The sequence below is a fragment of the uncultured Cyclobacterium sp. genome (assembly GCF_963977555.1).
In the GTDB taxonomy this organism is placed as follows: Bacteria; Bacteroidota; Bacteroidia; order Cytophagales; family Cyclobacteriaceae; genus Cyclobacterium.
Genome location: NZ_CAXBPD010000001.1, coordinates 231943 through 246826 on the forward strand (window position 1 = coordinate 231943; position 14884 = coordinate 246826).

The 14884-nt window shown below is 38.4% G+C and carries 10 protein-coding genes; 2 read left to right on the forward strand and 8 right to left on the reverse strand.

Going from position 1 to position 14884, the window contains the following annotated elements:
- Nucleotides 1-65 precede the first annotated feature (65 nt).
- Both AAC073_RS00750 and AAC073_RS00755 read right to left on the reverse strand, forming a co-directional pair.
- Nucleotides 66-890, reverse strand: coding sequence for a sterol desaturase family protein (locus AAC073_RS00750; RefSeq protein WP_339921916.1), 825 nt, complete (start codon nucleotides 888-890; stop codon nucleotides 66-68).
- A gap of 118 nt (nucleotides 891-1008) precedes the next feature.
- Nucleotides 1009-2433, reverse strand: coding sequence for a sulfatase-like hydrolase/transferase (locus AAC073_RS00755; protein WP_339921917.1), 1425 nt, complete (start codon nucleotides 2431-2433; stop codon nucleotides 1009-1011).
- 381 nt (nucleotides 2434-2814) lie between these two features.
- On the opposite strand from AAC073_RS00755, the gene AAC073_RS00760 reads away from it, so the two are divergent.
- Both AAC073_RS00760 and AAC073_RS00765 read left to right on the forward strand, forming a co-directional pair.
- Complete coding sequence (locus tag AAC073_RS00760; protein ID WP_339921918.1) at nucleotides 2815-4377, forward strand: YdiU family protein; 1563 nt, start codon at nucleotides 2815-2817, stop codon at nucleotides 4375-4377.
- An 81-nt stretch (nucleotides 4378-4458) separates the two neighbouring features.
- Entirely contained in the window at nucleotides 4459-4716 is a 258-nt protein-coding gene (locus tag AAC073_RS00765; protein WP_339921919.1) for a peptide methionine sulfoxide reductase, read from the forward strand.
- Nucleotides 4717-4760: 44 nt separating this feature from the next.
- On the opposite strand, the gene AAC073_RS00770 is transcribed toward AAC073_RS00765, so the two are convergent.
- The 6 genes from AAC073_RS00770 to AAC073_RS00795 form a co-directional block, all read right to left on the reverse strand.
- Nucleotides 4761-6098, reverse strand: coding sequence for a sulfatase (locus AAC073_RS00770; RefSeq protein WP_339921920.1), 1338 nt, complete (start codon nucleotides 6096-6098; stop codon nucleotides 4761-4763).
- 25 nt (nucleotides 6099-6123) lie between these two features.
- Nucleotides 6124-7602, reverse strand: a complete 1479-nt coding sequence (locus tag AAC073_RS00775) for a RagB/SusD family nutrient uptake outer membrane protein (RefSeq protein ID WP_339921921.1) — start codon at nucleotides 7600-7602, stop codon at nucleotides 6124-6126.
- Between the two features lie 45 nt (nucleotides 7603-7647).
- On the reverse strand, nucleotides 7648-11109 hold the full coding sequence (locus tag AAC073_RS00780) for a TonB-dependent receptor (RefSeq protein ID WP_339921922.1): 3462 nt from the start codon (nucleotides 11107-11109) through the stop codon (nucleotides 7648-7650).
- 126 nt (nucleotides 11110-11235) lie between these two features.
- A complete protein-coding gene (locus tag AAC073_RS00785; protein WP_339921923.1) occupies nucleotides 11236-12183 on the reverse strand; it encodes a FecR domain-containing protein in 948 nt (315 codons plus the stop codon).
- A gap of 149 nt (nucleotides 12184-12332) precedes the next feature.
- The gene (locus AAC073_RS00790; RefSeq protein ID WP_339921924.1) at nucleotides 12333-12902 is read right to left on the reverse strand and encodes an RNA polymerase sigma-70 factor; all 570 of its coding nucleotides are present in this window, start codon (nucleotides 12900-12902) and stop codon (nucleotides 12333-12335) included.
- Nucleotides 12903-13201: 299 nt separating this feature from the next.
- Complete coding sequence (locus AAC073_RS00795; protein ID WP_339921925.1) at nucleotides 13202-14530, reverse strand: Gfo/Idh/MocA family oxidoreductase; 1329 nt, start codon at nucleotides 14528-14530, stop codon at nucleotides 13202-13204.
- Nucleotides 14531-14884 lie beyond the last annotated feature (354 nt).

Sequence of the window (14884 nt, forward strand, 5' to 3'; positions counted from 1 at the left end):
ATTTGAGCGATGTATTTAAAAATATTTAAATTTTACAGCAGCGAAAAACCAATTTAATTTTAGTATTATTTTCGGTCTTTTTGTTCGTGTTTAATGGGTTGTGTGTGAATGAAGGGACTTTTTAAAAGATAAAAAAATTTTTGTTTGTTATCGGAATCAAATTCGGCTAATCCGTATTTCATTTTATTTGCATTCATCGTTTTATAGGTGCCGAATACTCGATCCCAAATGATAAATATATCAGCATAATTCGAATCTGTATAAAATTGATCCTGCTGATGATGCACCCTATGTTGGTCCGGCATTACAAAAATTAACCCCAGAGTGAAATTTAACCAATTGGGGTAATTTAAATTGGCATGCTCAAAAAAGAAAAATATATAAAGAATAAAATAGTACAAAGCCATTGATAAAACATCTGTCCCGAATAAAAAAGCTGTGACTATATTTCCCAGACCAAATACCAAAATTAATTCCATAGGATGAAATCGAAACACTGTTGAGGAATCCATACTTGTATCGCTATGGTGAACCCTATGAAAGCGCCATAGCAGGGGTATTTTATGTGTCCCTCTATGTATCCAATAGGCCGTAAGATCATACAAGACAACCGAAATAAGAATTTTTGCCCACAAAGGTAAGGAGATTAGGTAAAGTAATCCAATTTGCTGACCATTCAACCAGTCGATGAGAAAAACTTGGAAACTCACAAAAAAGAAATTGAGACCTACCAGTACAATTTGAAACAGCCCATTTTGAAATAAGTGTTTCATCCGATCCTTAAAACTAAACCTTGTTTTAGTCAGCTGCTCTAAGGAAAAGAACAAGGCGATCAATCCAATAATAATGTAATTTGGGTCAATCCCCAAGAGTTTATTTAAGAAATCCATGCATTCTAATAGTTTTGAAATTAGTATCCCCAGCTTTATCCTAAATTATTTAGGAGGCTTCTCAGGTGAGAAATAAAGAATCCCAATCACCTAATTACGGTTTAAATAATCAAATAATTCATTCCCTATAATCCATTCCATTTTTACTGTTCTCAACTGTCATTAACCATTCAGACAACTCCGTTTTTAACTGCTCAGCAAGCTCAGGAAATTCTTTAATAATATTGTTCTTTTCTGATTTGTCCTTCAGCAAATCATAAAGTTCAAAATTCTTAAGGTTTTCATCACCAATAAGTTTGTACTGATGGGTAACCCATGATACATTTGGTGTGCATATAAAACCCATTGGGCTTGGTCTTTCTTTTACATTTCCTTCTAAAGCATCCCATATACTAATGCCGTCTAATGGCCTTTCCTCAGGATATTGGATTCCTAAAATGTCCAGAATAGTAGGCAAATAATCACTTGTAAATGCTGGAAAATCAATTTTTATCCCCCCTTCTAAGTTATTTTTCCAAGTCACGAAAGCAGGCACCCTTACTCCCCCCTCGTACAAACTCCTCTTTCTGCCTCGAAACATCCCTGCACTACCAGGGGTTTGGTCTTCAGGCCCATTGTCACTGCAAAAGAAAATTATAGTTTCCTCTTCAATCCCCTCTTTTTTTAAAGTTTCCCATAATCGTCCAATTTGTTTGTCCATTGCCGAAATGGACCCATAAAACAATTGCTTAGGTAAATCCATGTCTGCATATAAACTCCTGTCTAAGCTGTCACTAACCACCGGTAGATGAGGTGTATGAAACCATATGGTGGAAAAGAATGACTGTTTTGTTTTTACGGAATTTTCTATAAATGGAACCACACGATCCATGATAACACGTGAATCATCTCCTTGCACATTACTGGTATCCATTTGATTTTCTCCCTTCCAATATACGGTGCCGTAGTTATTTGTTAAATCATGATTTTCTACAGCTCTCCACCCATATCTCATGCTTTCTCCGGCTATGAATTCCTTTGGCGAGACCATAGGGTCATACGTTGGAACTTTTGATTCTGTGCAAAAAAAGGTATCATAACCATGCTCAGAAGGAATGGTATAATCCTTATAATATTTTTCTTTACCTCCTCTATTGGCATCAGGGATGGTTTTAGTAAGTGTACCAAGGTGCCACTTTCCAAAATGCCCCGTAGCATATCCCTCCTCCTTTAAAATTTCCGAAATAGTAATTTCCTCAACCCTCATATGTCCAGTATTGGCATAGGGTATATCCATTCTTAATGGGTTCCTACCCGTAATTAGGCTAGCTCTAGTGGGTGAACAAACTGCAGAAGCCGAATAAAATCGATTAAAAACAACTCCTTCAGAGGCAAGGGCATCTAGAAAAGGGGTCTTTATTTCTGTGTTCCCGTTGAATCCCGCATCATACCAGCCTTGATCATCGGTCATGATCAAAATAATATTTGGCTTTTTCTTAGGGCTCTGACAGGAGATAAAACTGCACATTCCTAAAACTAACATTATACTTAATCGATTATTCATGGTATTATAAAATGAATCATATTATGAGAATTTTGATGAATGCTCATCTACGACACCAATATAAAACTTTATTACTCAAACAATTAACTATTTTAACCCCACGATTTTTTGGCAAACCATCTTCAAAAAAAGCAACTTAAATAAATGGTGAAAATTACATTCATTTCTAGAAATAAAACGAAAATTAAAACGCCTAATCAGAATATAAAAGAAATTTAATAGAAAATGCTTTATAAACCATAGCTAGAACTACTTTTAAACTTTAACCGTTGGTGTTTATAGAATAGCGCCGAAATCAAAAGTAGGAAAAAATAAATTCCGTTTGTCGCATAACGAAAACCGTTCAGTTTTTAAAATCCAGATGGTTTAACCTAAGAAAGAATGAAACTTAATATAAAAAACAGCTTTATAGAAAAATTGCCGGCAGACCCTGTTCTGGATAATAATCGAAGACAAGTCAAAGAAGCTTGTTTTTCTTATGTTACCCCAAAAAAAACTTCAAAGCCAACGCTTTTACACGTTTCCGATGATATGCTGGAAAATTTAGGCTTATCAAAAGCAGATAGTGCATCAATTGATTTTTTAAATGTGCTGACAGGAAATAGGGTGATGGAAAACACCAAGCCATATGCCATGTGCTATGGAGGCCATCAGTTTGGAAACTGGGCAGGCCAATTGGGTGATGGTCGGGCTATTAATTTATTTGAAGTAGCACATAATCACAAGCAATGGGTCGTTCAGCTTAAAGGAGCAGGTGCTACACCTTACTCAAGGACAGCGGATGGTTTGGCTGTATTGCGCTCCTCCATCCGTGAGTATTTATGCAGTGAAGCCATGCACCACCTAGGCATACCAACGACCAGAGCTTTATCATTGGCATTGACAGGTGACGAAGTAATGCGTGATGTATTGTATAATGGCAATGCCGAATATGAGAAAGGGGCTGTGGTTAGCCGTATTTCGCCCAGTTTTATTCGCTTTGGTAGTTTTGAGATTTTCGCTTCGAGACAAGATACTAAAACTTTAAAATCATTGGTAGATTACACCATTAATCAACACTTCAGCCATTTGGGTACTCCGTCCAAAGCCGTTTATATCACTTTCTTCAATGAGGTTGTACAGCGTACTTTAAGTATGATTATTGACTGGCAGCGTGTAGGTTTCGTACATGGTGTGATGAATACAGACAACATGTCTATCCTGGGCTTAACCATAGATTATGGTCCCTATGGTTGGTTAGAAGGTTTTGAGGAAGGATGGACGCCAAACACTACAGATATTCAGCACAAGCGATACAGATACGGCAATCAACCCAATATAGGTCTATGGAATTTATACCAGTTGGCCAATGCCCTGTATCCTTTGGTGGAAGAAGTAGAACCTTTGGAAGCTGCTCTATATACGTACAGAACCGATTTTGAACTAGGTTCGATTCAAATGATGCGCAATAAAATAGGCTTGAAAACTGAAAAGCAACAGGATAAATCCTTGATAAAGAATTTGGAAAGCCTCCTTCAGCTGACGGAAACCGATATGACGATTTTCTTCAGAAATTTGGGCTCCTTACAAAAAGACAAGCCCAATGAAGGCTTGGAATTGATTAACGATGCATTTTATACACCCACAGAAGTAACCGAAACCATAAAACAACAATGGCAAGATTGGTTTCAACATTATGCTATCCGTTTGCAAATGGAAACAGTCCCGGATTCGGAACGAAAGAAAGCTATGAATGCAGTAAACCCAAAATATGTGCTCCGAAATTACATGGCACAATTGGCCATTGACGATGCGAACAATGGCGATTATGCATTAATAGATGAGTTGTATCAATTGCTAAAACATCCCTACAGCGAGCAACCTGAAAAGGAAAAATGGTTTGCCAAGCGACCTGAATGGGCGAGGCATAAAGTAGGCTGTTCTATGCTGTCCTGTAGCTCTTAATATGAAAATCCTATGGGTAATCCCATCTAGGAAGGGCTTCATGTAAGGATTAGGGAAAAATTGAACTAAATCGGAAAAGGTATGCTATTGGATTTTATTCACAAACTCCCTATTGGGTATTCAGAGGTACTTTATGCTGGTAGCAAGTATGGGCTGACGCGAACGGACTTTAATAGTGGAAATAGCATCAAAGTTTACGCCAAAGAATTGGGTGGCACCAATTTTATCAGCTTAAATTATTATATCACCTCAAGTAAAGAATTATTAAAACCCTGCGAAATGTCCGAACAAAAAGTTATTCATTTTCTAAAAAACTTAAGCTTAATACCATTGGGTTAAAAATCATAAATAGGAAAGGGAATTACCCCTTTCCTACCTTAATGTTATTTGCCCCACCAATCATCAAGTGAAGCAGTGAGTTTTTTCACTACCTCAGGATGTTTATCAGCAAGATTGTTTTCTTCCAATGGATCTTTAAGGATATCGTAAAGCAAAACTTTCTGGGTATCCTCATTGGCTACACCAGGGACAATAATCTTCCATGGACTGGTGATCAAAATCCTGCTTTCCAATGTTTCTTCTTGGGCATCTACCCCTTTCATGTCATGAGCAAAGTCTTGGCTATAGATCACCTTTCTATTCTTCAATGCTTTCTTATCCATTATATTAATTCCTTGCATATCAGAAAGCGGCTCTAACCCTACAGCAGCCATCGTTGTCACGGCCATATCGATACTACTAGTAAGATTTGTGTCATCCATCTTCGGCTTAATTTTTCCGGGCCATTTGTAAATTATGGGTGTTCTGATGCCCATATCCTGAGGTGCTTGTTTAGATCCCTCGACATATTTATTGGGTACATTTGGATCTTGAATCCAACCATTGTCAGTTACAAAAACTACCAAAGTATTGTCAGAAAGCCCTTTTTCATCCACCCTATCCAAAAGTTGCCCGACAGTAATATCAAACCATTCGCACATGGCCCAATAGGAGGCAACTGATTTAGTAGGTGCCAAAGGCAAATACTTCTGGAGTAAGGAATCCGGTGGATTGTGAGGAGAATGGGGTAGGAATGGCGCATACCATACAAAAAACGGTTTTTCAGCCTCTATTGCATGATCCATAAAATCAAATATAGGATCCATTCCTTCCCTTCCTATTTTAAGCCCTTCATCTCCATGTCGTCCACCTTTGGATGGGTCACCGTGGGTCATTCCATGCGTAAAACCACCCTCTTTGTAGTTTCCTCCCCACCATTTCCCTGCCTGAAAAGAAAGGTATCCCAATTTTTTTAAAACCATTGGAATGGTAGGATGTTTCTGAAATTCATCAAGGTAATCTTTATACAGCCTAGACCTGGCGATTTGCCAATCGTTATTGTACCGCTTACCCTCAAAATTAAATTCCGGATCATTTCCTGTAATTCCATGCTGATAAGGGTACAATCCTGTAATAATACTGGCTAAGGATGGACTACAAAGGGGTGCCGTCACATAGCCTCTGGTGAAAGTGTGTCCTTCAGCAGCCAGCTTATCTATATGTGGCGTTTCGATATGAGGATGGCCAGTGAACCCAAAATCGTTCCATGACTGATCATCGGAAAGGATATAAATAATATTGGGTTTTTCTCCCTGCGCAAGTGAGTTCCTTTTGGTAATTGTAACCAAAAGGAACAGCATAAACACATACTTTAGAGGATAGCTCCTAAATACTTTTTTCATTGTCAATTATTTTGGTTTTTGTTAATTAATAGCCTGTATTTTGATCCAACCTGTTGATTAAAATCTGCTCAGCAGGGATGGGCGCCAATAATTTAGCTGCTGTCACATTAAAAGAGGCATCAAAAAGGAAAGGCTTCATTTCTTTTTCCCTAATTCCATGAGCTGACATAACCTCCACTGCTTTTCCACTTCTCTTTAGATCGTACCACCTTTGGTTTTCGAAACAAAATTCCACCTGCCGTTCTTTCAATATCAACGCTTGCAAACTTGTTTGATCATAGCCAGCAAGCGCCTCAGTCAGGCCAGCCCTTTCTCTAACCATTTCCACATAAGGAATGGCTTCTCCTGTTCTTCCCAACCCATTCAATGCTTCAGCATACATAAGCAGCACATCTGAATATCGCAATATTGGCATATTGTCTCCACACCTATCGTCAGGCGCAGATACTGGCGGTTTGAACTTCCCAATATAGGACAACTCTCTTATTTCACCATCCCAATCAGGTCCTGTCCAGGTATTTATAGACACCGCTTTTCTTTTGTCTCCATCTTCAAAGGCATTTATTAAATCTTCTGTAGGCATATTCCAGCCAGCAGACACCATGCTTATATTAGGCCTTTCTGTGATCTCTCCTTCAGAACTCCAGGGAGCAAACATAAATATGAATCGATTGGAAAGTTCCCTGTTGTTTTCAGAATATTGAATTGAGAAAAGCGTTTCCGTAAAATCCGGATTAGAAGGATCGTATAAATCAGCATAATCAGGAAGCAAGCTGTATTGATTGGCGTTGATCACCTCCTTGAGGCTACTTTCGGCTTCAGTATAATTCTTTTGGGTAAGGTATACCTTTCCTAAAAGGGCTTGGGCCGCAAATTTATTAGCTCTGCCATCTTCCTGTACAGCAGCAGCATTGCTTAAATGATCCACTGCACTTTTTAAATCACTGATGATTTGCTGATAAATCTGTTCTTCGGTTGATCGGTCTATGTTCACAGCTTCCTGAGCCGTTATGGGATTGGTGACCAAAGGAACGCCGCCGTATTGACGCACCAAATTGAAATAATAAAGGGCCCTTAAGAACAAAGCTTCACCTTCTGATCTATCCTTATACGCTTCATTCGACCAGGAAACACCTTCTCTATCGATCTCTGCCAACAGCTTATTGCACCTGGTGATGCCATTATAGGATTCATCCCAAAACTGCGCATACCCTCTATTATCGGAAGTGATGATAAACTGATCAATTACCCCTCTTACAGCCTCACCAGTTCTAATATTGTATTGAAAACTCGTATTGTCTGATATCAATTCTGCCAATACCCAATGTAAATCTTTTTCGTAATTTCTCATGGGCACGTAGCAACCATTGGCCAACAGGATAAATTCTTCCTGGGTCTGATAAAAATTGCCTTCATTTAAGGTCGTCTCTGGGAAGATCTCGAGAAAATCCTCTGAACAAGAACTCATTCCCAAAAAGACAAGTATATATAGTAACTTTTTCATGTCTGAATAATTTTTGTGAATCTCAGGTTTCGATTACAAATGCGTTTAAAAAGATAAATTAATACCGAGGGAAATGGTTCTGGAGAGTGGATAAGAAGTCATATCAAATCCTGGAACCAAGGTATTGTTCTGGTTAGCCGCTTGCCCTTCCGGATTGGCACCTTTATAATTGGTAAACATGGCCAGATTCTGAACTGTCATGTAGATCCTTGATCCTTTTACCACCTTCAAACGTTCCAGAAAATCGCCAGGTAGCGTATATCCCAAAGTGAGGTTGGATATCCTCACGTAAGAAGCATCTTCTACCCATAAACTGGAAACCCTGTGCCCCCAACTAGGTCTTACTTGAGGAATTCCTGAATGTATCCCATCTCCAGGATTCTCGGTACTTCTCCAACGGTTTTCCCAATCTCTGTCCACATTGAAAAAGCCCTGAAGGTTATCTGTTGTCTGCCGCAAACCATTCATTACTTGACCACCACTTTGCCCATTGACTATTATGCCTAGGTCAATATTTTTGTAAGCGAAATTATTGGTGAAACCAAAAATGAAATCAGGATGTGGATTCCCTATAATCGTATAATCCAAAACATCATTAATCAAACCATCTCCATTGACATCTTTGTACTTAACATTTCCTTCATATACTTGGGGCGTTTTTACAATATCAGGATTGTCCATGTCTGCAGGAGTATAAACTCCCTCCAACACAAATCCGTAAAACTGTCCAATAGGCTGACCTACAACTGAAACGTGGGTAGGGTTACCATCATTATTTCCTGCAAGAATCCTCACCGTATTGTCATTTAGCGACATAACCTTGTTTCTGTTAAAAGCAATATTGGCATTGACATCCCATGTAAACTCACCTACATATGGGGATCCACCCAAAGCAATTTCAAGCCCCATATTTCTAACATTACCCTGGTTGATGGTTTGAGAATTAAATCCTGTGATGGTAGGTATCACATCATTCAGCAACATATTATTGCTTTCCCTACGGTACAAGTCTATCAATAAGCTAAGCCTGCTATCCATGAATTGAAAATCCAGTCCAAGGTCAAACTGATTGGATTCTTCCCAGGTCAAAAAGGGATTGGCCAGCCCAACGGTGGAAGCAGTTACCTGGTTGGTGCCAAATACATAAGATCCTGCACTAATGGAAGCAAGGTGGGCATAATTACCAATATTATTGTTGCCACTTTTGCCATAACTTCCACGGATTTTAAACTCATCCATCCAATTGATGTTTTGGAAGAAATCTTCCTCTGAGACCCTCCATGCTGCCGCGATGGAAGGGAACATGGCAAAGCGATTTTGATTGCCAAACCTAGACGATCCATCAGAACGGAAGGTAGCTGTCAATAAGTATTTGTCTTTTAGCGCATAATTAACCCTACCCAAATAGGAAATCATGCTCCAGTCATTTATTGCTTCTCCCCAAGTATCAATGTTTTGAGCTGCATTGATAGTTGTAATCAGGTCATTTGGAAAAGGGCTGGCTCCTAAAGTGATATTATTGGAAGTAAACTTCTGCGTGGTGTATCCAAGCAAAGCATTGATCCGGTGGTCACCTCTAGTAAGATCATAATTTAACGTATTCTCTATCAACCAATCAAAACTATTGCTTCTGGAATTGAAAGATGAACCAGTCCCTGCTGTAGGTGGCCTGTTGGATGCACCAATAGAACTTGGAATATACTGCTCATATTTTGATACTTCAAATATAGTATTCAAAGAAGTCCTGAATCTCAAATTTGGCAGAATCTCCAACTCAGCAAATGCCAATCCAAGGTTTTGGAAAGTATTTTGCTGCATTTTCATCTCCTGTAAAGCAAATAGTGGATTCACAAAACTCCATGCTGAATGAAATCGACTTTGAGGCGCTACTATGTATGGTTTAATATTTCCATTGGCATCATAAGGAGTCGAAATTGGATTGGCCCAAATACTTACCCCCAATATATCATTACGATTTAAATTGGTATTTGCCCTGTCTTGTTTTATGAAGGTGGGTTGAATAGATGCCCCAATTTTGAGTTTGTTGGTGACATTGCTTTCAATACCTAAATTACTACTAAACCTTTCTATGCCGGTATGTTTTAAGACTCCTTCCTGCTTAAAATAACCCAAGCTAAAATTGATTCTGGAATCCTTTGTACCCTTCTGCATGCTAAAATTATGATCCTGAATCTTTGCCGTCTGCAGTACGAGATCATACCAATCCGTCCCCTGACCTGAAAGGGCATCCAAATCCCTGTATTCTTCAGGATAATCTGCCAAGGTAGGTTCTCTTCCTTCAGTTTGTCTAACTCCAATATCTATCCTATCGCGTTGGAATTGGGCAAATTCTCTTTGATTTAAAAGTTGTGGTCTGCCTTTTTGAGGAGCTTGCTGCACCCCTACCATAGAAGAGAAGTTGATGGTTGTTTGATCAAGCTCACCTTTTTTGGTGGTGATCATTATAACTCCATTGGCCCCTCGGGAACCATAAATCGCTGTAGAAGAAGCATCTTTAAGAATTGTTATCGACTCAATATTATTTGGATCTATAAACATCAAAGGGTTTAAAGTTTGATTCATACCTGAAGAATAAGGCATTCCATCGATTACATAGAGCGGTTCATTGCCTGCTCCCAAGGATCCACTTCCCCTTATTTTCACGGAAGTACCCGCACCAGGTGCGCCTGATACTTGCTGGATCTGTACACCAGCCACTTGACCTACCATTTTTTGGTCTAATGAGGAAACGGGAAGATTCTTGATTGCTTCCTGATTAATTGATGAAACTGCTCCAGTTACATCTTCTTTCTTCTGTGTACCATATCCTACTACAATCACCTCATCCAAAGCAGCTTGGTCATCCAATAAAGTTATAGAGATGTTGGTCTGATTTCCTACAGTGAAGGTTTGGCTTTTATAGCCAATAAACGAGATTTTAATTATTGCTCCAGTAGCTGCATTCAATGAGAAATTGCCATCAATATCGGTGACCGTTCCAGTAGTGGTACCTTCAATGATTACCGTAGCGCCAGGTATAGCATTGCCACTTTCATCTACCACTGTTCCATTGATAGGTACAAATGCATTCTCTGAATCCTTTACAGTAGAAATCTGCTCAGACACTTTTCCTAAGGTATTTTCGGAATCTAGGCCAGGCTTTACATAAATTGTATTGTTTACCCTTTTGAATTCAAATGCGGTAACCTGCGCCAGGTGTTGGAGCACTTCTTTTAGGTTGCTTTCCTCATAAGAAAAGGTAAATCGATTGTTATCCTTGACTACTTTTTGATTGTAAGTAAAGTTAAAAAGGGTTTTCTCCTGGATTAGCCCAAGGACCTCTTTAAAAGTATTCGACTGAACGCTAATACTTAGGCTAACATCCTCTAAGTTTTGGCTTTTTGAGGGGATCGCCATTAGAAATTGCATTGCAATCACCTGTACAAGGAAGGCATATAATAGCCTCTTTGATACCATGATCAATAGTTTTAGTAAATTAATTTCCATAATTTTAAATGCTTAAAATTCTTTTCGGGTTAGTTAATTGATGAGTGTTTTGAGCTGGATCCAGAACTGTTACAGCAGTTGCTGGGTCCTTTTCTTTTTGCAAAATATTACATAGGCTTTTAAGATTTATTTACAGTTTTTAAGGGCTATTTTTATTGTTTTGGTACTTATATCCGTTTGGTATTCAAAATCCAATATGTGTCGCAACCCCAACAAAATCGTTTCTATTCGTTCTCCGGTATAGGCGCCAGTGATGACACATTTAATCTCTTTTTCAGGCATCTCCACCTCAATATTCACCCCATAGGCCCGCTCTAAAATGGAGAAAACTGAAGCTATTGGCTCGTCTTCAAACTCCAATTTCCTAGTATGCCAACCTATATAGAAGTCTGGGTTTACTTCACTTACCTGGATCTGATCCGTATTTATAGTGGCTTGTTGCCCTGGATTTAATTCAACTCCTTCTTTGGATATCAAATTAGCTACCTTGACTTTCCCAGTTGTTACTGTGATCTCAGGACGACGATAAGTATTCACATTGAATGAGGTTCCTAACACAGTAATCTCTGAGGATCCTGTAAGCACTTTAAATGGTTTGTCAGGATTTGGCATGATATCGAAAAATGCTTCTCCATTTAGATAAACCATCCGGAGCTCATCACTAAAAGTTTCAGGGAATTTAAGGCTACTATTTTCATTTAAACGTACCCTACTACCATCTGAAAGAGTAACCGTTGAGCGCATCCCCTGCTCAGTCCTTTTCACCATCATTGGGATTTCAGTTGGTTGACTGTACATCTCCCATACTGCCAATCCTACCAAGGCAAAAAACAAAAGTACCGCAGCAAATTTTCTTACCATCAAGAATACGCTCCTTCCAGATGAAATTGACTTGCCTGTGGACCCTATTTTTTTCCAAACGTTCGATTTTGCAGCGTTTATTTCACTTTGGGAAGGAGACTTACCTAAATGTGCCAATTCATCTAATAAAGAATCGAATTGTTCATTCCTTTCGGGACCTAATTTCCCTGACCTGTACTTCTTTGCCCACTTAATTAATTGCTTCAATTGCATAAAACTCCAAAGGGTTATATAGGGAAGTACCATAAAACCGAAGGATCAGCTAGTAGGAGTCGAAAAAAAATAGATTTTTTTTGTTTGAGTTAAATAAAAGGCAGAATTTGATTTAAACTGGCCTTTGGATGAAAAAATTAGGCATTAAATCAATACCAACTCACCAGACAAATAACAATAAACTCTAAGGATTGCCTTAATAGGTACAGGGCTTTCTTGATGTGGTTTTCCACCGTAAAAACTGAAATTCCTAATTTTTCAGAAATCTGTTTATTGCTTAAATAACCAAACCTGCTGAGTCTAAAAACATTTCTACATTTTACTGGCAATTTTTGAATCCCACTTTCCAATAACTTTCGGGTATCTCTTTCTTCAAGGTATTCATCAGTAGAGCAAATACCCTTAGTATTCTTAATGAAATCCAACTGCTCTTTATTCCATTTATTTTTTCGGAATTCTTTCGCTATCTGATTCCTTGCCGCCCCAAAAAGGTAAGGGAGCATTGAAGGATGACTCAAGTGAGGCGGTTTTTTCCATACTGAAATAAAAATATTCTGAACCACATCTTCTGCAGTCTCCCGGTCTTGCATGACTTTGTATACGTACCTAAAAATAGCATCAAAATGACGGTGATAGAGAACGTCAAAGGCCTGATGGTTTTGGCGTTCTGCAATCAACTGTAGCAGTTCTTGGTCATTATGGGTTATTATACTGGTCAATTTTGGGATATTCTCAAATAGGAATACGCTAAATAAAAGAATAAAATGCACAATCCAAACAAAGATTTATAGAAGTCAAAATTAAGCCCTTATAAATTAATTGAGATTTGAAATCTGAATGAAGTCAGGAAGCTATATCAAAAAATAGGCATTGAGCTCACTTTATGACTGAAATCAACACCTGATCAATTATAGTTTTCGATGAAGCATAAATTGTACTAAAAATTGATTTTAAACTTAGGTGGTTTCTATACATGCTGCATTCTCTTTTCGGTCTGGCAGTTTGAAAAAATACGCTTCTAAACTTTTGGTAACTCCCACTTTCCATGGTATTTAGGGAAGATAAATTGATCAGCTTCCTTACTTTCCTTGAACTTGCCTAAATTTGCATCCCAATCAAGTATTTGGGCCCCTGACCGTACAGCGATATTACCCATATGGGCATAAAGTGCAACGTTTCTTCCCATTTCAACAGTGCACTTGGTGAGACTTCTATTTCTCATACAGTTTAAAAAATCCAGCACATGATTATCCATGTCGCTTTTACCTTCATAATTAAAGTTTTCCTTTGCAATTTTAGTAGCTTGCTCACCATCTTCTTTACCTCCCTGCCGGATACTCCAATCCCCTCTGTCCGCCAAGATTGTTCCATTCTCCCCTATAAATGCTACCCCATAAGCTTTGTCATATGGACCTGTTTGTATTCCGGCAGTATGTGACCAATGGATCATGTAATCATCCATGGGATAATTAACATCCATTACCTCATATGTTTCCCGGCTATAACCATTCGTATTATAATTGGCACCTGAAGCGAGAACTTTTTTAGGTTCATGAGAAATATTCTTAGCCCAAAGCGCCATGTCCAGTAAATGAACACCCCAATCAGTCATTAATCCTCCTCCATAATCCCAAAAATGCCGCCAGTTTCCATGAACTTGGTTGGGGTTATAGGCCCTTTTTTCCGCAGGTCCCTGCCAAAGATCGAAATCAAGCTCGTTTGGTACGGCTTGATTGGGTACTTTCCTCGCCCCCATTCCATATTCAAAATTTGCCCACACATTCACCCTACTGATTTTTCCTATCCCACCAGAATGTATGTATTGCATGGCACTATTCCATACTTCACCACTTCTTTGCTGCTGACCAACTTGCACCACTCTTTTGTATTTATGAGCTGCTTTTACCATTAAATTGCATTCTCCTATACTGTTTGCTAGGGGCTTTTCGACATAAACATCCTTCCCTGCCTGACAAGCATATACCATCATCAAACAATGCCAATGGTCTGGCGTACCGATAACCACGGCATCTATTTCATCGTTTTCGAGTAACTTTCTGAAATCGCCATATTCTTTCGGAGTTTGCCCGTATTCATTTTTAACATCCGCTATCCGCTTTTCTAAAATATTCTTGTCTACATCACAAATCCCCAGGCAGTTTACCTGACCAGTTTTCATCAGGTGACTTAAAATATTAAACCCCTTGTTCTTTGCTCCAATCAGGCCTACATTAATCTTGTCGTTTGCGGAAAATTTAGGAATAGCTAAAGAGTTGGCCTGCAATAATCCCAATCCTGCGACTGATAAAGTACTGTTTTTAAGAAAAACTCTTCTAGATCTATTCATAATTCGATAATTAAACTTTGAATATATAATAAATACGCTATTTACACCTCAATATATTACTTATACCTTGAAAACGATACATTAACGAATGAATAGATTAAGTAGTCTTTACTTTACAGATATTTAGCAAATGAAAACCAACTCACAGCTTCAGAATTGATTTCATTTAAAATCTCTTGTAAATAGAAAAATTACGTCATCAACAGTTTAGATTAAACATAATTTGAAATTGAAATATTCAAGCACGTAAGTCTGACCTAGCTACAGAATATTTATTCAGGAAAAAAGACCAAGAATAGAAAAAAGTTTTTACATTCATTATTTAGTCTCCTTATTGGAAATTACATTTAGCAA

What these genes read in the sequence shown, in the direction of transcription:
- AAC073_RS00770 (WP_339921920.1), bottom strand. Translation starts at nt 6,098, where the DNA reads ATGAAAAAAGTATTTAGGAGCTATCCTCTAAAGTATGTGTTTATGCTG.
- AAC073_RS00780 (WP_339921922.1), bottom strand. Translation starts at nt 11,109, where the DNA reads ATGGAAATTAATTTACTAAAACTATTGATCATGGTATCAAAGAGGCTA.
- AAC073_RS00765 (WP_339921919.1), top strand. Translation starts at nt 4,459, where the DNA reads ATGCTATTGGATTTTATTCACAAACTCCCTATTGGGTATTCAGAGGTA.
- AAC073_RS00750 (WP_339921916.1), bottom strand. Translation starts at nt 890, where the DNA reads ATGGATTTCTTAAATAAACTCTTGGGGATTGACCCAAATTACATTATT.
- AAC073_RS00760 (WP_339921918.1), top strand. Translation starts at nt 2,815, where the DNA reads ATGAAACTTAATATAAAAAACAGCTTTATAGAAAAATTGCCGGCAGAC.
- AAC073_RS00795 (WP_339921925.1), bottom strand. Translation starts at nt 14,530, where the DNA reads ATGAATAGATCTAGAAGAGTTTTTCTTAAAAACAGTACTTTATCAGTC.
- AAC073_RS00775 (WP_339921921.1), bottom strand. Translation starts at nt 7,602, where the DNA reads ATGAAAAAGTTACTATATATACTTGTCTTTTTGGGAATGAGTTCTTGT.
- AAC073_RS00785 (WP_339921923.1), bottom strand. Translation starts at nt 12,183, where the DNA reads ATGCAATTGAAGCAATTAATTAAGTGGGCAAAGAAGTACAGGTCAGGG.
- AAC073_RS00755 (WP_339921917.1), bottom strand. Translation starts at nt 2,433, where the DNA reads ATGAATAATCGATTAAGTATAATGTTAGTTTTAGGAATGTGCAGTTTT.